Source organism: Paraburkholderia ultramafica (assembly GCF_902859915.1).
Taxonomy (GTDB): domain Bacteria; phylum Pseudomonadota; class Gammaproteobacteria; order Burkholderiales; family Burkholderiaceae; genus Paraburkholderia; species Paraburkholderia ultramafica.
This window is the reverse complement of the sequence record NZ_CADIKK010000041.1, coordinates 25,747-44,465: the sequence shown is the minus strand read 5'-3', so window position 1 is coordinate 44,465 and position 18,719 is coordinate 25,747. Positions and strand designations below refer to the sequence as shown.

Sequence of the window (18,719 nt, the reverse complement as noted above, 5' to 3'; positions counted from 1 at the left end):
ACGTGGCCAACGCACGAACGATAAAGGAAATACGCCCGCTTCGCCCGAAATGATCTGCACCATGAAAAACGCCGTCACCACAGGTGACGGCGTTGGAAGAAACACGGTGCGTGATCGGAGCGCAATTCATGCGCTGCCCCCCGCAACGCAGGTGGTCACTACCGTGGGAGCCGCTATTGGTCTACTTAACCTTCTTCGCGTTGGCCGCGGTCTTCGGGTGGCTCTCTACCGCAGCCTTCGACGCCTTGCTGGACGTGGGAGCCGGCACCTTGGTCACCTTGCCCTTGCTGACGCTGGATGCCGTCGGCTTGCTGACTTTCCCCACCGGTTCGGAGACCTTCACCACGGCTGAGCGGCCACGACCCTTGTGCTTGTCGTAGCGCGACTCGCTGCGCGTGTCCGCGACGCGGGTGCCGATCTTCTCGACGCCGCCGCCTTGAACGTCGGTCGCGATGCGTTCGGGACCCGGCTCGCTCGGGATCGCCTTGCCGACCGGCACGTGCAGCACGACCACCTGCCCACGCGACACTTGATCGCGATGCGTGTGGTTCCATGCCTTCAACTGGCCGACCGACACGCCATAACGCACGGCGATGGCCGCCATCGACTGATTGCGGCGCACGCGGATCAGCATCTTGCGGGTATCGGGGACGTCGGGCTCCATCGCCAGCACCGCGCTTTCGGCAACGTCGGCGCTGATGTCTTCGTCGTCGTCCGAACCGCGCGGCACCACGATCGTGGAGCCGGGTTTCAGACGCATGCCGACCGGAATCTTGTTCACTTCCATCAGCGTGTCGGGGTCGACGCCGATCTTCTGCGCGATCGCCGCCGGCGTCGCGCGTTGGTCGACCGTGTACGTGGTCCACGACGACAGCGAGCCGGAATAGGTTTTCAGATTGCGCTCGAAGGCGCTGGCGTTGTCGAACGGCAGCAGTATTTGCGGCTGCGTCGCGCCGAGAATCACCGGCTTTCGGAACGACGGGTTCAGCGAGCGGAATTCATCCGTGGAGAGATTCGCGAGCTTGGCGGCCATCTCCACGTCGATATCGTGCGAGGTGGTCACCGTGACGAAATACGGGTGGTTCGGAATCGACGGCAACGCGAGCCCGTACATCTGCGGGTTCATGACGATGTTCTTCACCGCCTGCAGCTTCGGCACGTAGTTGCGCGTCTCGTTCGGCATGCGCAGGCTGAGGTAGTCGGTGGGCAGACCCGCCGCTTCGTTACGCGCGATCGCGCGCTGCACGTTGCCCTCGCCCCAGTTGTACGCGGCGAGCGCCAGCTGCCAGTCGCCGAACATGTCATGCAGACGCGACAGATAGTCGAGCGCGGCGCTGGTCGAGGCCAGCACGTCGCGGCGCTCGTCCTGCCACATGTTCTGCTTGAGGTTGTAAGTGCGTCCGGTGCCCGGCATGAACTGCCACATGCCGGCGGCCTTCGCGACCGACAACGCCTGCGGGCTATACGCGGATTCGATGAACGGCAGCAACGCGAGCTCGGTCGGCATATGGCGCGCTTCGAGCTCTTCGACGATGTGGTACAGGTACTTCTGCGAGCGCTCGGTCATGCGCTGCACGTAATCGGGACGCTGCGCGTACCAGTTGACCTGCATGTCGACGAGGTCGGTTTGCAGGTCCGGCATCTGGAAACCACGGCGAATACGGCCCCACAGATCGGCGTCGGAACTCGTCAGCTGACTGACCGAACCCTGGTCTACGTTGATCGTTTCCTTGGCGGTGGCGGTCTTGCGAAGGGCGTCGGCTATGGCTTGCTGAGTGGCGGGATTGGTTGCGGTGGTGGAACTGCTCGTCGTCGGCCCCTGACTCGCGCAAGCGGCGAGTGTCAGGACCAAAAACGCACTGAAGATAAATCGCATGAACGTCTCGGCTTCCACAAGGGCTGGAATTTGCCGCCGATAGTACGAAACGGCAACGTTTACGTCAATCGGAATATTAGTGAAAAAAATCAAGGAAATCTTGGAGTTGGCGAATTTTTCCGATTCTTCGCGTGAAGAGCACTCAATCGGCCGGATCAACGGAAGCGGTTCTTCCATTCGCGCATCAATGTGAATGCCGTCAACCGATCGGGCACTTTTTCGTGCAACTGGTCCTGCAAGCTCGCCTGAACCGCCGGATGGTCGGCGCGCAGGAACGGATTCACCGAGCGTTCGTGGGCGATGGTGGTCGGCAGCGTCGGCACGTGGCGCGCCCGCAGCTCGCTCGCCTTGTCGCGCCAGGCTTGCAGTTCAGCGTTGTCCGGTTCGCAGGCGAGCGCGAAACGGATGTTCGACAGCGTGTACTCGTGCGCGCAATGAACCTCGGTTGCGCCCGGCAGCGCGGCGAGCGCATCCAGCGACGCGAGCATCTGCTTCGGCGTGCCTTCGAACAGCCGGCCGCAGCCGCACGCGAACAGCGTGTCGCCGCAAAAGACGTGCGGCGTGCCGCGCGGGTCGGCCGCCTGAAAATAGGCAATGTGGCCGCTGGTGTGACCCGGCACCTCGAGCACGCTGAATTCGAGCGCAAGCGCCGCAATCGTCACGTGATCGCCACTTTTGAGACGCTGCGTGAGATGCCCGATCGCTTCACCGGCGGGGCCGTAGACAGGCACGGCCTGGCCGTTCAGCAGATCGGCCACCCCGCCGACGTGGTCTTGATGATGGTGCGTGAGTAAAATAGCGCTGAGCCGCCACCCGCGTTTCGCCAGATAGGCGCGCACGGGGGCAGCCTCACCCGGATCGACGACGACCGCATGGTGTCCGTCGGAAACGACCCAGATGTAATTGTCTTCAAACGCCGGGACCGGTACGTACTCGAGCGCATTCATAGGCGACGCATTCTTTGATATGACTGACCGATCGATTATAGACTGGCCCGCCTGGACCGATTCGCCGCCTGGCCGCTACGTGCTCGACTGGGAACAGACCCAGCTCGACCGCGTGGTGTCGGACGTGTTCGGCTATCATGCGCTGCAACTCGGCCTGCCGCAGTTGGACGCGTTGCGCGAAAACCGCATGCCGTGCCGCGGCCTCGTGCTCGACGCCGCCAGCGGGGCCAGCGCGCCCTACACTTTTCCACGCGGCTTGCGGCATGCCGGCAACGGCCTCGGCAACGGCGCGGCGCAAGACGGCCCGGCGGGCCTGCCCGCGCCGGCCGGACGCAGCGCGGTCTGGTGCGACCTGCTGGACCTGCCGTTCGAAGCACAGAGCGTCGATCTGATCGTGATGCCGCACACGCTGGAATTCACGAGCGACCCGCACCGGCTGCTGCGCGAAGCCGAGCGCGTGCTGATGCCCGAAGGCCAGCTGATCATTCTCGGCTTCAACTCGCTGTCGCTGTGGGGCGCGCGGCAGTCGGTCGGCACGATGACCGGGCGGCCGTTCGTGCCCGCGGCGGTCGACCTGATCGCCTTCACGCGCCTGAAAGACTGGATCAAGCTACTGGGCTTCGACCTTGAACGCGGACGCTTCGGCTGCTATCGTCCGCCGCTCGGCAGCGATCAATGGCTGTCCCGCTATGGTTTCATGGAAGCCGCCGGCGACCGCTGGTGGCCGATCTTTGGCGCCACCTACCTGATCAAGGCGATCAAGCGCGTGCGCGGCATGCGCCTCGTCGGCCCGCTGAAAGTGAAGAAACCCGTGCTCGCCCCAGGCCTCGCGCCTGCCGCCACACCGAATACACGCAACCACACTCAATGACTTCCGATCTCATCGACATTTATACCGACGGCGCCTGCAAGGGCAATCCCGGCCCCGGCGGCTGGGGCGCGCTGCTGCGCTTCGGCGACCAGGAAAAAGAACTGTTCGGCGGCGAAGCCAACACGACCAACAACCGCATGGAGCTGATGGGCGTGATCGCCGCGCTCGAAGCGCTGAAGCGCCCCTGCAAGGCGGTCGTGCACACCGACTCGCAGTACGTGCAGAAAGGCATCAGCGAATGGATTCACGGCTGGAAAAAGAAAGGCTGGATCACCGCGGCCAGGCAACCGGTGAAGAATGCCGACCTGTGGAAGCGGCTCGATGCGCTGGTCGCGCAACATGAGATCGAATGGCGCTGGGTGCGCGGACACAATGGGCACCCGGAAAACGAGCGCGCCGATCAACTGGCCAATCGCGGGGTCGCGTCACTCGCGCAAATCGGCTGAGCGCCGCGCTGCGCGCGCCCTTTCCGCGGTCTTTTTCTTCGCTGCAATTTTCTGAGGCAGGCTAATCCGACATGCGTCAACTCATCCTCGATACCGAAACCACCGGCCTGAATGCCCGCACCGGCGACCGGATCCTCGAACTCGGTTGCGTCGAGCTGGTGAACCGCCGGCTCACCGGCAACAACCTGCACTTCTACATCAACCCCGAACGCGACAGCGATCCGGGCGCGTTGGCCGTACACGGCTTGACCACGGAATTCCTCAGCGACAAACCCAGGTTCGGCGAGATCGCCGACCAGTTTCGCGACTTCATCCAGGGCGCGGATCTGATCATTCACAACGCGCCGTTCGACATCGGCTTTCTCGATGCCGAGTTCGCGTTGCTGGGCTTGCCGAAGGTGAGCACCTACTGCGGCGAGATCATCGACACGCTCGCGCGCGCCAAGCAGATGTTCCCGGGCAAGCGCAATTCACTCGATGCGCTGTGCGACCGCTTCGGCGTCAGCAACGCGCACCGCACGCTGCACGGCGCGCTGCTCGACTCGGAACTGCTCGCTGAAGTCTATCTGGCGATGACGCGCGGCCAGGAAAGCCTCGTCATCGACATGCTCGGCGAATCGCATGCCGGCGGCGGTGCGCATGCGCCGCGCGTCGCGCTCAATTCGCTGGATCTGCTCGTGATCGCCGCCACCGACGACGAAGTCGCCGCGCACCAGGCGGTACTCGACGGTCTCGACAAGGCGATCAAAGGCACAAGCGTGTGGCGCCTCGAACCTGCGCCGGCTGCGGATGAGCAAACTGCTTAAAAAGTGCTAGACGACCGCGAAAATCCCTGACATAATTCGGCTCTCTTCGGGTGGTTAGCTCAGCGGTAGAGCACTGCCTTCACACGGCAGGGGTCACTGGTTCGATCCCAGTACTACCCACCAGAATCGGAAGGGCCGGCAATCGCCGGCCCTTCTTACTTTCTGGCGATCGAACACCCTCCTCGTTCGATTTCTGTCCTCCCCTGAATCGGGTTGTTTGCCACAAATTTGCCACTGTTCACTTTGGCGAGGCATTTGCATGGCAACGATTCGGCAACGAGGGAAGTACTGGGAAGCTCAAATTCGGCGACGTGGGTGGCCATCACTCTCGCGTAGTTTCGATACCAAGGCCACCGCTGAGGCTTGGGCACGCCGCGCAGAGTCCGAGATGGACCGCGGTGTATTCGTCGACCGGACAGAAGCCGAGCGAAACACATTCGACGACCTACTGAAACGGTACGCTGAAGAAGTTTCACCGCACAAAAAGGGCGGCGCCGGCGAAATCTTACGAATTCGCAAGATTAGGACGGATGCGCTTGCCCAATACAAAATCTCCGCCATTACCAGCAAAATCATTGCTGACTACCGCGACCGCCGGATGGCGAAGGTATCCGGGTCTACCGTGAACCGTGAGCTCACGCTTATCGGGCACGTTCTTAATGTCGCTCGCAAGGAATGGGGAATCCACCTCGATACGAACCCGGTATCTGTCATCCGTCGCCCGCGCGAGAACCGAGCGCGCAATCGCCGGCTCTCACCTGATGAGGAACAACGGCTACTCGCCGAGCTCGCGCCCAGCCCCCGTGACGATCAGGGCCGTTTCGAAGCCGGTGGAAGCCGCAACGAGTGGATACGCCCGGTGGTCATCATCGCTATCGAAACAGCGATGCGTCGCAGCGAAATCCTCTCGCTCCGGTGGGCGGATGTTTTTCTCGAAGACCGCTATGTCAGACTCCATGACACGAAAAACGGCGAGGCGCGCGATGTCCCGCTTTCCAGTCGAGCCGTGGCAACACTATCCGCGCTGCCGCGCCATGTCAGCGGTCGCGTCTTTCCGACCACACCCGACGCCCTGAAAAAAGTTTTCGTCCGTGCGTGCGAGCGCGCGAAGCTAGAAGACTTCCACTTTCACGACCTCCGGCACGAGGCGACGAGCCGGATTGCCGAGCGCCTCGACAACATTCTCGAACTGTCGGCCGTGACGGGGCACAAGACCGTCCAAATGCTTAAGCGGTACTACCACCCACGGGCGACGGACCTCGCGCTGAAACTAGGCTAGCCCCACACGATGCACGATCCGTCATCGCAGCGCACGGCGAACTTGCTCATCGATTTCCCTCTGGATGGCCTGCGTCATCGGCGTGTTGTGGCTGCACGCCGAGGATCGCGCCCGTTTTCAACAGATACGCCGACCGGCGATCGAGCTCGCTCGGCCACGCGCGCATGCGCAGTCGGTGCCACAGGTTTGGCCAAGGGCTGAAAATCAACCGGTCCATGAAGTACGCCGCGAGCGTCACGTGTTCAACGCATAGGTTCGGGTGGTCGATCGAGTGGGCGCTCGCGCTATCCTGACTGGTCATGTGGGTTGCCCCCGCTTTTCCATGCCGTTATCGGATATTGGGATCCACCGCCGCAAGCAATGCGAAGTCGTACTCCAACCCGCGGAGGTCGCTAGCGACCTGTGCGAGTCGCCGCTTCACGTCCTCGAATCTAGGATCAGTCAAAACAGATGATGCAAGCACCTGAGTCTGAACCCCGTTCGCGGCCGATGCGACAATCATCAGCAGCTCATCCGCCGTTGAGGCGGCGCCGACGTTCCATTCTTCGACGATAGACACTTCTGTTTTCTCCTTTGGCTACCGGCCGTTTCCATTGATCACCATCGATCCTTTTTAGGCGATGCCGAACTCATGCGGGAACAGCGGATGCTGCTTTCGGGCGATCTGTTCACGCAATTGGTTCAGGCGATCGTCATTCGACACGACGCGGAAGATCCGCTCGCAGATCGCTTTCCAGCCCACCCAGTAATCGGCGTGCTCGCGGAACTGTCCCTCGTCCCAAAAATCCTCCCACCAGGGCCGCTCATAGCCGTCTTGCAGTGGCACCAGCGGATGTGTCGCGCCTCCCCGGATTGCTTTGCACGCTTCGCTTGGCAACTGGTAGCTCTTGACGAGCACTCGCGTGCCGCGGCGTGACGTGTAATACGCGTATAGCAACTGCAGGGTCACCGAGAGACAGGAGAGCGCGCGCTCTCCGCCAGCGCCGATCGCGTCGGACACATGAATCGGCGTCGTCCAGGTTGCGCAGCGCCAATCGTCGTACTGCTTGATGATCAGCAACTCGCCGGCCGCGCTTTCCTCGCGCACCAAATGCAGGAACGTAACGGGACGCTCGGCGTTAAGATCAAGCAACTGCTCGACGGCCTCACCGGCGCTTTCCGATAGACGCTCGGTATGCACCTTGAACATCTTGCCGTCGCCATGTTGTAGCCAGTCGCGGGAACATCCCAAGTAGTCAGCGATGGACGCGAGCTGCGTGAAGGTCGGCTCTTCCTGGCCGATAAACCAATCCTCAACCTCCGAGGCTCTATCCTCGCCGATTGCCTGCGCGATGTGCGATGGTTTCAGCGTCCGCGTGCCGCGTACCTGGTTGACCTGTTCGAGGACGTTGGTTAGCCGCGTGCCGACTTCGGCTACGCGCGTGTTGCGGATTTCCCGCTCCACTGTAGGCTGCACGTGCGATCGGAGCGCAATGCGCGCTTCGGCCTCGACTGAACGATCGTTGCGCGCAGCGAGCGCCTCAAGGGCCGTCAATACCTCTTCCGGGATGTTGCGAATCGCCATTTTGCCGAACATGATTCACCGTGATATCAAAATGATAGCGTTTTGATTATTCATACAAAACGCAATGACGTCAATATGATTCAGCGCGTTAAGCATGGCGGCATAGCCACCAACCCCGGCGAGCCACGCAGAGAACAGCACCGAATCACAGCTCACTTGGCGACGCTTGATGCGGTGACGGTGAAACGACTGATGTTTGATGCGTGGTGACGGAAGGGGGTCACCATTCGCACAATCCTCGACATTGCCGACGACGTGCTCGCCGTTGTTTGCGAGCGCGCGCGGAGCGACAGGCATAGCGTCGGCTAGGTGCTCTAGCAGCTGGGGCGGCCGCGCTGCAGCCGGCCGCCCCAGCTCCACGGAGCTGGAATGGTTTTCCCATGTTCCCGACCGTCCCAACTTGCGCACCTTTGACCCTCGCCCCTCACGCGGTCGCAGACTTACCCCCGGGAGCGTGCAGTGCCCGGGCTCCGCTTTTCTGATCGTCCGAAAGCAGACACTAGAGAAGATGTGGTTTCTTTTATGATGGAGTTGATTTTATCGCTTTCCACTCTTATTTTCTCAAGCTCTACGGTTGTCTCACCTTTCTTTAAAATGTGATTTCGCTCTGTATTCGAGAGATTTTTTACAATTTCGGCCAAGAGTGATTTGTCTTCTGCGAAGAAGACGGCTTGAAGTGCCACATGTTTTGCCTCAACATTGGTTAATTCGTTCTGAAAATATTTTACATCATCCAAATTTGATTTGTACAATCGGAGGAAAAAATAAGCAAATAGCTCTATCAAAACAACCAGCGTGAGCCTAGGGAAGTAGTGCGAAAAGAAATCCCATGCACTGGCCACCCCTATCGGGGATGAAGTTAGGGTTAAAACTAAAGTTGTCACGCCGGCCGCAGTTATCAAGATGCCAAGGAATAAATTGGCATTTCCTCGGCGCTTTAATGCGTCAATCTCTGCAGAGAGTCGTTGTCTTGTGGTAGAAAATTGCAAGCGTATCGTTCGATCTCGCATCCGTGCTGAAAAATTTTCTTTCGCGCGGGCTTCCAGCTCAGAAATGGCATGCCCGATACTTTGGTCTGTGAGTTTTTCAGACGCGGTCTTATAAAGACCCTGGCGATCCGCCTCGGTTACGTTGAGTGTTTGATTTCGCAGATGTTCCAGTTGATCATCTATTTTTTGAAATCTATTTTCGATTTTATCGGCTAGGCTTAAGGTCCGCGATTGCTCGGATGGCTGTGGTTCCGCATCCAGATAGGCAAAGAGTTTCCTTCTCAAATAGGAAACTATCGCCGCCGCCAGTAGGAAAATTGAGCCAATTGACTTTATGTAACTGAGGTCGAAACTTATTTTGAAAAATTGAAGCGCCAAAGCTAAGGGCTCCCAAAAACTATTGGGTGCGATCCAGATGGCGACAATAAACAAGATCGGAAGCCCGAGGCTGGGTAAAAAATCAATAGCCCAGAAAATCAAGTAATCCCAAACAGAATTTATTGCCCTTTTATCGTTTTTCTTTGCTGTATTCATATTCGAATCGGATTACATAGAAAATGCGGTAGTGAAAGTCGTGATGTTTAAATTCTGCAGTTTCGATGAGAGTATGCCACGAGTGGAAACGCATCGCCCGCGGCGCGTTTATTCTTTCCCGGAATCAAGGTCGGCATCCTATCGACACTCGTAGGTGTCAGCACGCTACATCTGAAACGAGAACGTTCCGTGCGCGTGGAGCTGCAGCAACTCAAAGAGCGTGATGGTTTTCACGCCCAAGGCAGCAGCAGCGTCAGGCAACTTGATTGACTTCTTGCTAGCGGGTTCAGCTTTCTCGTTGGTGACTACCGTCACGTCTGTTTGTGTGGAGGCGTACGCGATCAACCAGGCGTCAGCCGACTTCACATCCAGGAATTTATCCTGGGCAGCCTGGAGATATTTGGGCGTGCGAGTCGTTGCCCACACTGCCAATTTTCGCCACTGCGCAGTCGCGGGTTTGCTGGATACGAAAAAATCCGATAGTTCGGGCCGTTGTGACCAGGAGTGCAATACGTCTTCCTGTTTTCCGACCTGAAGTTCGTCCCGCACCTTATCGATGCTGAGAATCTTTCCGACCTGATGCGCCTGTAGAATCCAATCCCAAAACGCTCCGCAATACTTGGGGTTGTAATGGAGATTTTTTGCGCTGATCAAGACGTCGGAGTCAAGCAGAAAGCGCTCGTTGCTTGGCATGGAAGACCGCTACGTTATTTGGATTCGTATTGAGCAGTTGACCTGCTTCCCGGAAACTAATCCCGCCGGAGGTCGCCAGCGCTGCAACCTTGCGCGAAAACGATTTGCTGTTGCGGACAGCCAGTGTCAAATAGAAATCACCGCCGCCTTCCCCGTCCTTGCCGGCCGATCGTTTGCGCGCGTCTTGATAGAACGCGTCGTACACGTCATGCGGTACGAGCCGCAGATCGAGCGCTCGTCGCACAACAACGAGACTGCTTACCCGGAATTGCTGCCGCAGCAGCGTGACCTTTTCGGTTGCCGTTCCTCGAGCGGCCGACCATGCGCTCGCAAATTTCTCTTCGGGTACGAGTACTTCGGCCGCTATCGCATTGCACAGTATCTCGTGCTTGTTGTGACTCGCTGGCGAGCTGTCAGAGATACCAGATTCACCGAGCCAGATATGTGCCAGCTCGTGCATCAGCGTAAACGGCCAAGCGGCGGGCGCATCTGCCCCATTGACGAAAACCACCGGCGCCAATTCGTCGGTGATCACAAAGCCGCGAAACTCAGATACGGAAAGGGGCCGATGAGTGTTGTTGCCGACAATGCCGTTCTTGAAGATAAGAACCCCTGCCGCTTCTGCTTTGGTGACGAGAAACGAATATAGATCGTCAGCGTTGCGAGCTGCGGCCCCGCCGGCTTCGAGCTTCAACGTGGCACGAATATCATCCGCAACCGCGCGAGCCTTGATCCGTTGTCCCTTGAAGCGGCCGACGAACGGGAGTGGTGCCGCTCCCTCGCGCAACAGGTACTCTCGATACCAAGCCTGCTTGAACTCCATGTCATCAAAGACATCGTAGAAGTCCCTGCTGAGGGGCTGCTTGTCTGGCAGCGTACGAAAATCTGCAATCGGCAATGGCTCGCGTTTAGCTGGGGGTTCCGGCAAAAACAGGTATCCGAATGGGACGCCGGCTTCCTTCGCGAACTTCATCGCTTGCGCGGCTGTAAGCTCGCCGCGCTCGATGTTTGGTGCAGCTCGAGTCGAGACGCGCTCCGCCAGCTCACGTAAGGAGCTGCCCGCTTGATGGGCGGCCCAATCGAGCACAGTTGCAGATAGATGGAGGGCGTCGGTCATTTCAGCGTAGGACGGTTTTCATGGATTCTAGCATCCGAGCCATTCCGGCTTTCGGATGCGTCGCAATGTTAGCTAGGCCTCGTGGATGCATGGCGCGATTGCGGCCCAACACGGCGCATGCTTTTCCTAGCGAAAATCGGATCATTGCCGAACGACGTCGCCCCGAAGTAAGCTGCTCATTCCTCTCCCAATGCACAATCCGCCAGCGTCATGAGGCCGTCTGAAGCGCTCGCTAGACACCGTGTTGAAGTGCTTCGCATACTTGATGCGGCCGGCGTGCAAAGCGTCCGGGTATTCGGCTCGGTCGCACGTGGCGAGGATACGGAGGAAAGCGATCTTGACCTTTGGATCGATGCACCACCCGGCTTCACGCTGCTCGATCTCGGCAGGCTGATTGCCGATCTTAAAGAGCTTCTTGGAGTGCCGGTCGATATCGGAACAGGCTTTCGGACACAGCGGATTGCGGATGACGTAGCGCGTGACGCCAAGCCGTTACGCGTCTGGCTTGCGTCGATGGCCGACGGAGAAGGAAATGCTACATGACCGACGACGAATTGCTCGCCCGGCTTCGGGATCCCGAAGACAACTATGTTGAACGCAAGCCCGACGGCGTCAACCAGGAGCAGCTGCGAAGGACGTTGAGCGCGTTCGCAAATACGCTGGCGCCCGATCAGACCGGCGTGCTTTTTATCGGCATCCACGATAGGACGGGGGCGGCCATCGGCGTTGCGAACTCCGACGCCGTTCAGCGACGCGTACGTGAGGCTGCGGAGACATGTTATCCGCCGATTCGCTATACGGCTCGGGTTCTGAATGCGGAAGGCACCGCAGTCGTCGCGGTCGAGATCTGTGGGAGCGATGAGCGGCCGCACTTTACGGGCCCGGCATTCGTTCGACGAGGCTCCGAATCGGTGAATGCCTGGCCTGAGCAATTCGACGAGCTGATCGCCAGCCGTAACGACAAAGCGCGCGCTATTTTGCACATGTGAGGACGGCCGGTCACGCTCGAAAGTCGTGGTCGGCGTTTGCAAGATGATCGGCCAGCCCCCGGTGCACGGGAGCAGACCGAAGGGCGCGTCGAGCACTGCGATGCGCACCACGTGCGGCTGAACGTTTGCGCCGCAGGTGTGCCCGGGTGGTCGACGGCCGAACCTCTTTCGCGCCTCGAGGTGAGCTACGATAGGCGGCAAGACCGCCCCATGCTGATCTTGACGCCATAAATGTGATGGACCGCGGCCGCGGTGGCGCCTACCGGCGAGGAAATCGGCTCAGCAGCCAGTCGGACCAATCCCACGCGTACGCACACTCGCCTTCACCGACGATCGCCGGACAGCCCGAACCTTGCAATGCGGTGCGAAACTCATCCCGCCACGGTTGCGGAATGTCGGCGAGTCGCACGTAATACGGACACGGACGACCGTCAGCGCGCAGTTGCACCGAAACCGCCTGCAGCTGCGCGGCTACTTCCACCCTTAACCCAAGAGGCGCGTCGAAATCGGGTGCGGCCGCGACGCGCCCCGCGAGCGTGCCAAAGCGCCTCGTCCGTCCTGCCTGTTGCTGATCGCCGCGACCTTCGTCCAGGAAGCCGGGCGAACTGCCCATCCACTCGCCTTCGATATGGTCGCCGATCGCTTCGTGCATCTCGTCGGTCGTCACGGGTCGTGCTGGCTTGGGGATGACGCCTTTGAGGGCTGCCACGCCAGCGGCCGGGATGGGATTACTCAAAACCCACGGTAGCAGTCGGGCAACGTTCAGCGCGTCGTCAAGGGCACGATGATGTGTGCCGGCAAGGGCGAGGCCGACCAGCTCGCAGGCCTTCGCCATACCCACTTCCTTGCCAATGCGCTGCCTCTTGGCAAAAAGGCGCTTGGCATTCTGATGCGGCAGAGCGATGGGCATGGCGATGCCGTGCCGTGCGCTATCCCGTTCGAGCTGCTTGCGGTCATAGGCTCCCCAACTCACCCAAACGGAACCGGCCTGCCGGTGTTTCGCGACGAACGAGCGCAGTCCATCGGCGACCGCCGGAAACAAGGGAGCGGTGTCCACGTCGGCCTGCGTAATGCCGACGAGCAGCTGCGTGCAGAACGGTGTCAGCGTTGGATTGACGATCGGCCGCACGAGCGTTTGGAAGCGATCGAGGACGGCTCCATCGGCCGCGATCCAAGCCGCACCAATCTCGATCGTTTCCATGTCAAACGACGGCATGTTTTCGTCGCACGTGGCCTCGAGATCCACAACGAGGATCGTCGACGGCGTAGCGATAGCACCGAATTCGCGTCCGACCGGCGCGGCGCTTTCCCATGCTGCCAGATCTGGGGGCAGGTTCAATTCACATCTCCCTGTTTTTTCCCGACAGTAGATGTTGCGGATAGCATCAGCGCGCGCGTCGGGCTTCGAGGTAGACCGCTTCCTCGTAGTCTGGGTCGTCGCGCTCTGTTGCCGAGGCCTCCGTGTGCTCGCCTTCCATGCCATTATCGCGCGGCAAGTATCGAGAACCACCAAAGCCCTCTTGCTCGCGATAGCCACCGTTGGCAATGATCGGGCGCAACTGCGCGCCAAGCACATCGTCGAAGCCGCCCTCGTAGCCCTCGACGATCACGCGGGCGTCTGCCGGCAGGGAATTGAGGTGTTCGATCAGTCCACGGACAGTGAGCGCGGGGCGCATCTCGTCGTTATCGGAAGTCATTTCTGGGGCTCCTGGTTACATTGGGCTATCTGGTCTCGCTGGCCATTCCCATTCGTTTATATGAAGGCGAATCGATTCGCCCGCGCGTCATGCAGCGCGTGGTGTCGCCCGCCGTGTTCGCGAAAATACGCTTCCAGCCGCTCAACGTCGATCTTTCCACCGACGTGCTCACACTTCCAGCCGGCCGGCATGTCACCATCGAGCAGATCCAGAACCAAATCGAAGTCGCCTTGATAATCGAAAGACAGGACCGGCTTCGGCTTCGTAGGCACGGCGAGTAACCATGCCCGCAGTTCGTCGCGCAGTTGCGCGGCGGGCATAGAGCGGCCGGGAAACTGGCCGAGTTGCGGCAGCACAGCGGCTCGCACGAACTCGCTGCAAGCGGATTGCTCGAAGTCAGAGCACTCACCATAAAATTCGCTGCCGTCCTCCCCCACGATCGCCGCACTAATGAGCTGGCAATCGATGAAGTCCGTGAACTCGGTATCGACAAAGTAACGCGTTTTCCACGGGCTACGCGGAGCTGTCACACGTACGGACATGGTCACCTTCGTCGAGTGTTAAGTCATCGTCAACCTTATGTTCCTCGCCGTCCAGCCTTGCGCCGGCGACCGTCCAACCGGGAAAGTCGGCGGTGTTAGTCATTCGTCAATCGGCGGCGAGTTGCGAGGCGGCTTGGCTCGCTGGATGAGTTGGCGCAGCCACTCCAACCCATATTGATCAACCTTCGCCCATTGCTCGGCCGAGAGCCTTATCGAGCGCTGGACGAGCTTCTGCCCATCGGGGAGTCGAGGGCGGCCGCCAGGGTGTTTGGGCTTCGTTTCCATGTCGCATATTGTACAAAAGGAAACGAATCACAAAACTCCTTGTGTTTTCGCAGTTTGAGAATCACAATAACTATACTAGATCCTACGCAGAAGGTGATAAGCATGATGATGACGACGTCAATTTCATCGGTGTCAGCCGTATCAGACCTTGTGCTCGACGATCTTGTCGGCGAGGTCTTTCCCGCCGCGCTCGACGACGAAGTTGAATCGTTACGTGAGTCGGCAAGGCCGAGCGTCGATGGGGTTATTCTGGCACTGTGGCAGTCCCAGGCAGCGTTCCACCTCGCAGCGAAGACAGAGACCACTCGGCTCTGGAACACAGACCCGAGAGCCAGCGCTGTGTTTCAACGCTTCTTGCGCAATGTCGAAGCGGCGCTCGACTGAGAGGCCTGATAAACTCGGGCTGGCAAAGGCCAGTGTGTGTGCAGGCGGCGGTCATTCGGATGCAGACTCTCGAAGCAACCGCCAGAAGATTCAAAGGTGTGATCGAATGTCGACCAGCGATTTTATCCAAGGCCAGAATCAGGGGATGGCGATCGCTCGCGCAGCGAGTCGCGATGCCAATTTGGCTGTTTCTCGAGCTAAAGGGGTGGTCGGCGAGTGGAAGTCCTACGCCGACGGGTTGAACTCGAAGCTAGCGGACGCAGAGCTGTCAAAGCTGCAGGTTGAAGCGCAGCTTGCACGTCGCGACGTTCAGCAAAAGGCACTTCGCGAGGCGCTTGCTCAGGTCGCACCTAACCATCCCTTGCTTACGCTGCTCAAAAAAATGGGTGATGAGGCGGAAGCGGCCCACTTTAGGCAAGCTGGCTACTTAGTGGATTTCGAGAGCAGGACGTTCCGAAAAATCTGACTCAGACAGCATCAAAAAGGCCGGCAAAACGCCGGCCTTTTTGTTTCTAGTCGAAAGTGCCGCCGGTTAGATGATTGTTTGGCATCAGATCGGTTAATGGCTGTCCCGAACCAGCGACCCCACTGCTTGGCGTATCGAGTTTCGCAGCTTCCGCCGCTGCACGTCCTGCACCTTGCCCAATTCCTTGACGAGCGGTCTTCACTCCATCTTCAAACCGGTGCCCTGCTTCTCCGGGCTCACGATCCGCGATGCCTTCGGCAGCAAGTCGGCCACCAACCCAACGCAGCACGTTGTCCGGTACCCAGTTCGTCAGGGCGAAGACACTGTGAATCACCGTGGTCATGATTAGGGCGTAGATGGCGACATAGGCCATGAATCCGACCAGACCAGTGAAGGAGTTGTGCTCAGCCCCCGATACCGCTGTCATATAGGTCAGGTTGACGAAGCCCGTTATCGGCTGCGCCAGCCAGATCGACCCAAAGAAACCGAGCACAGTTAGCGCAGGCCGTAGCGTCAGCCCGAGGGCGAGCATGTAGCCGGGCCCGGCTTGGCCGACCGCATCGTGGCCCTCTGGGTGTGCGTGTGCCACGCCCCAGATTTGAGCCGCAATCACACTTTCGAAGCAGAGCACTAGCCATTTAACGACGGCTGACACCCCGCAGATGTAGGGGATCATCGGCACGTAATACGCGCACACGAGGCCTGCGCCAAGCACGATCATGACAATAGATGTCAGGACACCGGAGATCGATGCGAGTGCAGAACCAATGTTGAAGATGTTGCCGATAGTCAGCTTCGAAGCGTTGCTATCCCCGACCCCCGACACCGTGAACATCGTAGCGACGATCGCCTCGGCGCCGCCGACGATGGTGTCGCCAACCGCCTTCACTTGGCCGACATGGCTCAGATTACTGCCGGCGAGCAGCTGCGTGAACTTGTTGATAGCCCCTTGCGCCGGGCGAGACAGCAGCCGTTCCAAGTCGGCCCAGCTGCGCGGGATTTTTACGTCAGCCTTGGCTTGCTCGTCATAGGCCTGCTGTACGGCGTCCGCACCGTTCTTCGAATATTCGTCGAGGACCAAGAGCGCATCATGATAATTTGTCAGCACGGGCCCTACTTCTTTGTCGTCGATCGTGACCGGCGCGCTCTGTGGCAGCGTGTTCAGCGCCGACTGCATCGCGTCGTTCAACTGGATCAGATGGTTGTACCACGTACCCACGAAGATCCAGCCTGACGCTTTAGCGAGGGTAATGAAGTCGCTGCGCGTATTGTTTTGCGCGGCATCCATTGCCGATTTCGCGGCCGTGGTCAGTGTCGTTTGGTATCGATTGGCCGCCGCATCGAGCGCACCAACCGCCGGCTTCTGGCCCGCCACAATTTGATCGGCCACGGGCCGCAGATCCGTCATCATCTGGCGCACGGCTTGATCGTGCGCTTGCATCAGTGCAGACTTGGAGACAGCCGAACTGCCGCTTCCTTTGGACGATGCAGCTGATTCTTGCCATGTCAGGGAGCCGCACACAGCCGGATTCTGATAGCTGTTGTCGTTCGCAGCCCATTCGTATGCGGTCACAGTGTATGTGGCGTTCGAAAGGTCGCTGGCCGCCGATGCGATGGCCCCGAGGGGGCCGGCGGCTACGCCGGCGGCCAGGCCTTGACCCATGCTGACCTCTCCGCCGTTCGTGACTGTTGCCGCGTGCTCTTGCTCCGTGATGCGCGTTGCCCGGCCCGAGGCCTTATATTGCTGATTCATTGCCGCAGCGCAGGTTTCTGCACGCAAGATGCTCGCTGCCAGTGCGCGCGTCGACGGCAAATTGGGCTGGCTCACCATGTTGTTTTCCGCAACGTAGTCAAGCCCTCCACTAAGCACGGCATCGCCGATGCCTGCCCCCTGGATTGCCAGCCATAGCACGAGGACCTGAATAAGCGAATAGCCAGATGCGACCGGTAACAGCATGCCGCTGCCGGCGACGGCGCGAAGAGGAACCCACACCGACGACATTTTGGAACCGAGGAATTCGCCATCGTGCGCGGAATCGACGGTTCCCTTGACCGTTGTGTAGACCATGTACAGCATGCCGACAAATAGCACCGCGGAATTGAACGGCTGGAGCATGGCGCCAAGCGTCGAATTCACGGCCCCCCCTTGGGCGTCTCCACTCGCAGCTATCGTGTCAATCACGGAGCCGAAAACTTCCCTCAGGAACCCGACCGCCGCATCGCCGGCCGGGGGCGTGAACGCATGAAGGCTTATGCCGGCGCTGCCATCGGCGGCCACTGCTGTAGCCGATGCAGCCACCAGCGCCGCGAAAAGAAGGATCTTTTTCATTGTCGCCTCGATCAAGCAACGCGCGCGAGGAACAGCATAGCCACGGCGACGATGACGAAGATCGATGCATTGGTTTTGAGGTTCAGCCGCTGATCGAGTGCGCCGAGGTATTCGCTCGGACTCGATTGGAACGGCCAGCGCCAGCTCCACAGGGTGCAGAGATCCGTGACCAGAAGAGAGAACCACCACGCTCCACCGCCCAGCAGGGCGACGACGCCGACCCCATGCCGGCCCGTCGCGATCCAGCCCGCCGCGCCGGCAGCGAGCGCCACGCAAGCGGCAGGCCAGTGCCACCAATCCCGCCGTCGCATGATGATTCGGTGGAGGCCGAGAGGGAGCCAAAGCGAGACAGCGAGCAGGACGACATAAGCTAATCCAGTTCGTAGCAACCAACGGACGGTCCTCGAATAGTTGGCTTTATCAGATGTTATCGGCATCGCGTCTTTTTAAAGGTGAAAGCTTATGGGGATTTCGTCAATAATTTCGTTATACGCTAACGAAATATGCTGTTAAATCAATATGTTACATATTCTACATCTATTGATATAACAACGAAAGTGATGCTTTTAGGATTCTGATGCGATGTGCGTGCGATGCGATCCCCAAAGGTTTTCACCTTTCATTGCTGGGCGGCAATATTCCGGAATGAGGCCGGTTGCTCGAATAGCCGGCTACGTTCTGGATGGTGGCACGGGATGCGCCGACCAGATGCGGCAAGTCGAGCCCGAGCTGCACCTCAAGAACCAGCCGGGCACAGATCATCGTTGCGTTATAGGCGCCTCCCAACTCGCGCGCTCAACCTCGGGTAATCCGCAAAGGATGCGCTACAAAACGTCGACGACGTTCGGTTTTTCAGGGCTTGTTGACTGACGCGGCAACGGAGCAGTTCGACAAGGTCCTTCGGG

At 59.4% G+C, this 18,719-nt stretch carries 22 protein-coding genes and 1 tRNA gene; 9 read left to right on the top strand and 14 right to left on the bottom strand.

Annotated features, from left to right (window positions below):
* Nucleotides 1-181: 181 nt before the first annotated feature.
* Both HV744_RS31035 and gloB read right to left on the bottom strand, forming a co-directional pair.
* Nucleotides 182-1,876 carry a transglycosylase SLT domain-containing protein gene (locus tag HV744_RS31035; protein ID WP_175153152.1) on the bottom strand — a complete coding sequence of 565 codons (1,695 nt, stop codon included), beginning with the start codon at nucleotides 1,874-1,876 and terminating at the stop codon, nucleotides 182-184.
* A 155-nt stretch (nucleotides 1,877-2,031) separates the two neighbouring features.
* Nucleotides 2,032-2,823, bottom strand: coding sequence for a hydroxyacylglutathione hydrolase (gene gloB, locus HV744_RS31030; RefSeq protein ID WP_175153151.1), 792 nt, complete (start codon nucleotides 2,821-2,823; stop codon nucleotides 2,032-2,034).
* 19 nt (nucleotides 2,824-2,842) lie between these two features.
* On the opposite strand from gloB, the gene HV744_RS31025 reads away from it, so the two are divergent.
* The 5 genes from HV744_RS31025 to HV744_RS31005 all read left to right on the top strand — a co-directional run bounded on the left by HV744_RS31025 (nucleotide 2,843) and on the right by HV744_RS31005 (nucleotide 6,225).
* Nucleotides 2,843-3,694, top strand: coding sequence for a class I SAM-dependent methyltransferase (locus tag HV744_RS31025; protein ID WP_175153150.1), 852 nt, complete (start codon nucleotides 2,843-2,845; stop codon nucleotides 3,692-3,694).
* Nucleotides 3,691-4,140 carry a ribonuclease HI gene (gene rnhA, locus HV744_RS31020; protein WP_175153149.1) on the top strand — a complete coding sequence of 150 codons (450 nt, stop codon included), beginning with the start codon at nucleotides 3,691-3,693 and terminating at the stop codon, nucleotides 4,138-4,140. Before HV744_RS31025 ends, rnhA begins: the two co-directional genes overlap by 4 nt.
* A 71-nt stretch (nucleotides 4,141-4,211) precedes the next feature.
* Entirely contained in the window at nucleotides 4,212-4,946 is a 735-nt protein-coding gene (gene dnaQ, locus HV744_RS31015) for a DNA polymerase III subunit epsilon (protein ID WP_175153148.1), read from the top strand.
* A 48-nt stretch (nucleotides 4,947-4,994) separates the two neighbouring features.
* Nucleotides 4,995-5,069, top strand: a tRNA-Val gene (locus tag HV744_RS31010).
* 265 nt (nucleotides 5,070-5,334) lie between these two features.
* Nucleotides 5,335-6,225, top strand: a complete 891-nt coding sequence (locus HV744_RS31005; RefSeq protein WP_343056481.1) for a site-specific integrase — start codon at nucleotides 5,335-5,337, stop codon at nucleotides 6,223-6,225.
* 46 nt (nucleotides 6,226-6,271) lie between these two features.
* Here HV744_RS31005 and HV744_RS31000 read toward each other — a convergent pair whose 3' ends face one another.
* The 7 genes from HV744_RS31000 to HV744_RS30970 all read right to left on the bottom strand — a co-directional run bounded on the left by HV744_RS31000 (nucleotide 6,272) and on the right by HV744_RS30970 (nucleotide 11,122).
* On the bottom strand, nucleotides 6,272-6,442 hold the full coding sequence (locus HV744_RS31000) for a hypothetical protein (protein WP_175153146.1): 171 nt from the start codon (nucleotides 6,440-6,442) through the stop codon (nucleotides 6,272-6,274).
* Between the two features lie 111 nt (nucleotides 6,443-6,553).
* The gene (locus HV744_RS30995) at nucleotides 6,554-6,784 is read right to left on the bottom strand and encodes a hypothetical protein (protein WP_175153145.1); all 231 of its coding nucleotides are present in this window, start codon (nucleotides 6,782-6,784) and stop codon (nucleotides 6,554-6,556) included.
* 54 nt (nucleotides 6,785-6,838) lie between these two features.
* On the bottom strand, nucleotides 6,839-7,801 hold the full coding sequence (locus HV744_RS37765; protein WP_246279275.1) for a FitA-like ribbon-helix-helix domain-containing protein: 963 nt from the start codon (nucleotides 7,799-7,801) through the stop codon (nucleotides 6,839-6,841).
* A 3-nt stretch (nucleotides 7,802-7,804) separates the two neighbouring features.
* Nucleotides 7,805-8,086, bottom strand: coding sequence for a hypothetical protein (locus tag HV744_RS30985; protein ID WP_175153144.1), 282 nt, complete (start codon nucleotides 8,084-8,086; stop codon nucleotides 7,805-7,807).
* 143 nt (nucleotides 8,087-8,229) lie between these two features.
* A complete protein-coding gene (locus HV744_RS30980; protein WP_175153143.1) occupies nucleotides 8,230-9,312 on the bottom strand; it encodes a hypothetical protein in 1,083 nt (360 codons plus the stop codon).
* A 165-nt stretch (nucleotides 9,313-9,477) separates the two neighbouring features.
* Nucleotides 9,478-10,005, bottom strand: coding sequence for a DUF4411 family protein (locus HV744_RS30975; RefSeq protein WP_175153142.1), 528 nt, complete (start codon nucleotides 10,003-10,005; stop codon nucleotides 9,478-9,480).
* Nucleotides 9,977-11,122 carry an ImmA/IrrE family metallo-endopeptidase gene (locus HV744_RS30970; RefSeq protein ID WP_175153141.1) on the bottom strand — a complete coding sequence of 382 codons (1,146 nt, stop codon included), beginning with the start codon at nucleotides 11,120-11,122 and terminating at the stop codon, nucleotides 9,977-9,979. Before HV744_RS30970 ends, HV744_RS30975 begins: the two co-directional genes overlap by 29 nt.
* A gap of 249 nt (nucleotides 11,123-11,371) precedes the next feature.
* On the opposite strand from HV744_RS30970, the gene HV744_RS30965 reads away from it, so the two are divergent.
* Together HV744_RS30965 and HV744_RS30960 are read left to right on the top strand one after the other, a co-directional pair.
* Complete coding sequence (locus HV744_RS30965) at nucleotides 11,372-11,665, top strand: nucleotidyltransferase family protein (RefSeq protein WP_246279274.1); 294 nt, start codon at nucleotides 11,372-11,374, stop codon at nucleotides 11,663-11,665.
* Complete coding sequence (locus tag HV744_RS30960; RefSeq protein ID WP_246279273.1) at nucleotides 11,662-12,111, top strand: AlbA family DNA-binding domain-containing protein; 450 nt, start codon at nucleotides 11,662-11,664, stop codon at nucleotides 12,109-12,111. Before HV744_RS30965 ends, HV744_RS30960 begins: the two co-directional genes overlap by 4 nt.
* Nucleotides 12,112-12,370: 259 nt before the next feature.
* Here HV744_RS30960 and HV744_RS38340 read toward each other — a convergent pair whose 3' ends face one another.
* Genes HV744_RS38340 through HV744_RS30945 form a run of 3 tightly spaced genes read right to left on the bottom strand, consistent with a single transcriptional unit; the run spans nucleotide 12,371 to nucleotide 14,350 of the window.
* Entirely contained in the window at nucleotides 12,371-13,450 is a 1,080-nt protein-coding gene (locus HV744_RS38340) for a 3'-5' exonuclease (protein WP_343056480.1), read from the bottom strand.
* Between the two features lie 46 nt (nucleotides 13,451-13,496).
* On the bottom strand, nucleotides 13,497-13,808 hold the full coding sequence (locus tag HV744_RS30950) for a hypothetical protein (protein ID WP_175153138.1): 312 nt from the start codon (nucleotides 13,806-13,808) through the stop codon (nucleotides 13,497-13,499).
* A 56-nt stretch (nucleotides 13,809-13,864) separates the two neighbouring features.
* Nucleotides 13,865-14,350, bottom strand: a complete 486-nt coding sequence (locus tag HV744_RS30945) for a 3'-5' exonuclease family protein (protein ID WP_175153137.1) — start codon at nucleotides 14,348-14,350, stop codon at nucleotides 13,865-13,867.
* A 387-nt stretch (nucleotides 14,351-14,737) separates the two neighbouring features.
* Here HV744_RS30945 and HV744_RS30940 point away from each other — a divergent pair, with 387 nt between their 5' ends.
* Together HV744_RS30940 and HV744_RS30935 are read left to right on the top strand one after the other, a co-directional pair.
* Complete coding sequence (locus HV744_RS30940; protein ID WP_175153136.1) at nucleotides 14,738-15,019, top strand: hypothetical protein; 282 nt, start codon at nucleotides 14,738-14,740, stop codon at nucleotides 15,017-15,019.
* Nucleotides 15,020-15,125: 106 nt separating this feature from the next.
* Nucleotides 15,126-15,485 (top strand): hypothetical protein, encoded by a 360-nt coding sequence (locus HV744_RS30935; RefSeq protein WP_175153135.1) that lies wholly within the window; start codon nucleotides 15,126-15,128, stop codon nucleotides 15,483-15,485.
* A gap of 46 nt (nucleotides 15,486-15,531) precedes the next feature.
* On the opposite strand, the gene HV744_RS30930 is transcribed toward HV744_RS30935, so the two are convergent.
* Together HV744_RS30930 and HV744_RS30925 are read right to left on the bottom strand one after the other, a co-directional pair.
* Nucleotides 15,532-17,814: a DotA/TraY family protein gene (locus HV744_RS30930; protein ID WP_175153134.1), complete on the bottom strand. Its 2,283-nt coding sequence runs from the start codon at nucleotides 17,812-17,814 to the stop codon at nucleotides 15,532-15,534.
* A gap of 11 nt (nucleotides 17,815-17,825) precedes the next feature.
* Nucleotides 17,826-18,086: a hypothetical protein gene (locus tag HV744_RS30925; RefSeq protein WP_175153133.1), complete on the bottom strand. Its 261-nt coding sequence runs from the start codon at nucleotides 18,084-18,086 to the stop codon at nucleotides 17,826-17,828.
* Nucleotides 18,087-18,719 lie beyond the last annotated feature (633 nt).

Bases quoted from the DNA above. Each gene is read 5' to 3' on its own strand.
- HV744_RS31035 (WP_175153152.1), bottom strand. From the start codon at position 1,876: ATGCGATTTATCTTCAGTGCGTTTTTGGTCCTGACACTCGCCGCTTGC.
- gloB (WP_175153151.1), bottom strand. From the start codon at position 2,823: ATGAATGCGCTCGAGTACGTACCGGTCCCGGCGTTTGAAGACAATTAC.
- HV744_RS31025 (WP_175153150.1), top strand. From the start codon at position 2,843: ATGACTGACCGATCGATTATAGACTGGCCCGCCTGGACCGATTCGCCG.
- rnhA (WP_175153149.1), top strand. From the start codon at position 3,691: ATGACTTCCGATCTCATCGACATTTATACCGACGGCGCCTGCAAGGGC.
- dnaQ (WP_175153148.1), top strand. From the start codon at position 4,212: ATGCGTCAACTCATCCTCGATACCGAAACCACCGGCCTGAATGCCCGC.
- HV744_RS31005 (WP_343056481.1), top strand. From the start codon at position 5,335: ATGGACCGCGGTGTATTCGTCGACCGGACAGAAGCCGAGCGAAACACA.
- HV744_RS31000 (WP_175153146.1), bottom strand. From the start codon at position 6,442: ATGGACCGGTTGATTTTCAGCCCTTGGCCAAACCTGTGGCACCGACTG.
- HV744_RS37765 (WP_246279275.1), bottom strand. From the start codon at position 7,801: ATGTTCGGCAAAATGGCGATTCGCAACATCCCGGAAGAGGTATTGACG.
- HV744_RS30985 (WP_175153144.1), bottom strand. From the start codon at position 8,086: ATGCCTGTCGCTCCGCGCGCGCTCGCAAACAACGGCGAGCACGTCGTC.
- HV744_RS30980 (WP_175153143.1), bottom strand. From the start codon at position 9,312: ATGAATACAGCAAAGAAAAACGATAAAAGGGCAATAAATTCTGTTTGG.
- HV744_RS30975 (WP_175153142.1), bottom strand. From the start codon at position 10,005: ATGCCAAGCAACGAGCGCTTTCTGCTTGACTCCGACGTCTTGATCAGC.
- HV744_RS30970 (WP_175153141.1), bottom strand. From the start codon at position 11,122: ATGACCGACGCCCTCCATCTATCTGCAACTGTGCTCGATTGGGCCGCC.
- HV744_RS30960 (WP_246279273.1), top strand. From the start codon at position 11,662: ATGACCGACGACGAATTGCTCGCCCGGCTTCGGGATCCCGAAGACAAC.
- HV744_RS30950 (WP_175153138.1), bottom strand. From the start codon at position 13,808: ATGACTTCCGATAACGACGAGATGCGCCCCGCGCTCACTGTCCGTGGA.
- HV744_RS30945 (WP_175153137.1), bottom strand. From the start codon at position 14,350: ATGTCCGTACGTGTGACAGCTCCGCGTAGCCCGTGGAAAACGCGTTAC.
- HV744_RS30940 (WP_175153136.1), top strand. From the start codon at position 14,738: ATGATGATGACGACGTCAATTTCATCGGTGTCAGCCGTATCAGACCTT.
- HV744_RS30935 (WP_175153135.1), top strand. From the start codon at position 15,126: ATGTCGACCAGCGATTTTATCCAAGGCCAGAATCAGGGGATGGCGATC.
- HV744_RS30930 (WP_175153134.1), bottom strand. From the start codon at position 17,814: ATGAAAAAGATCCTTCTTTTCGCGGCGCTGGTGGCTGCATCGGCTACA.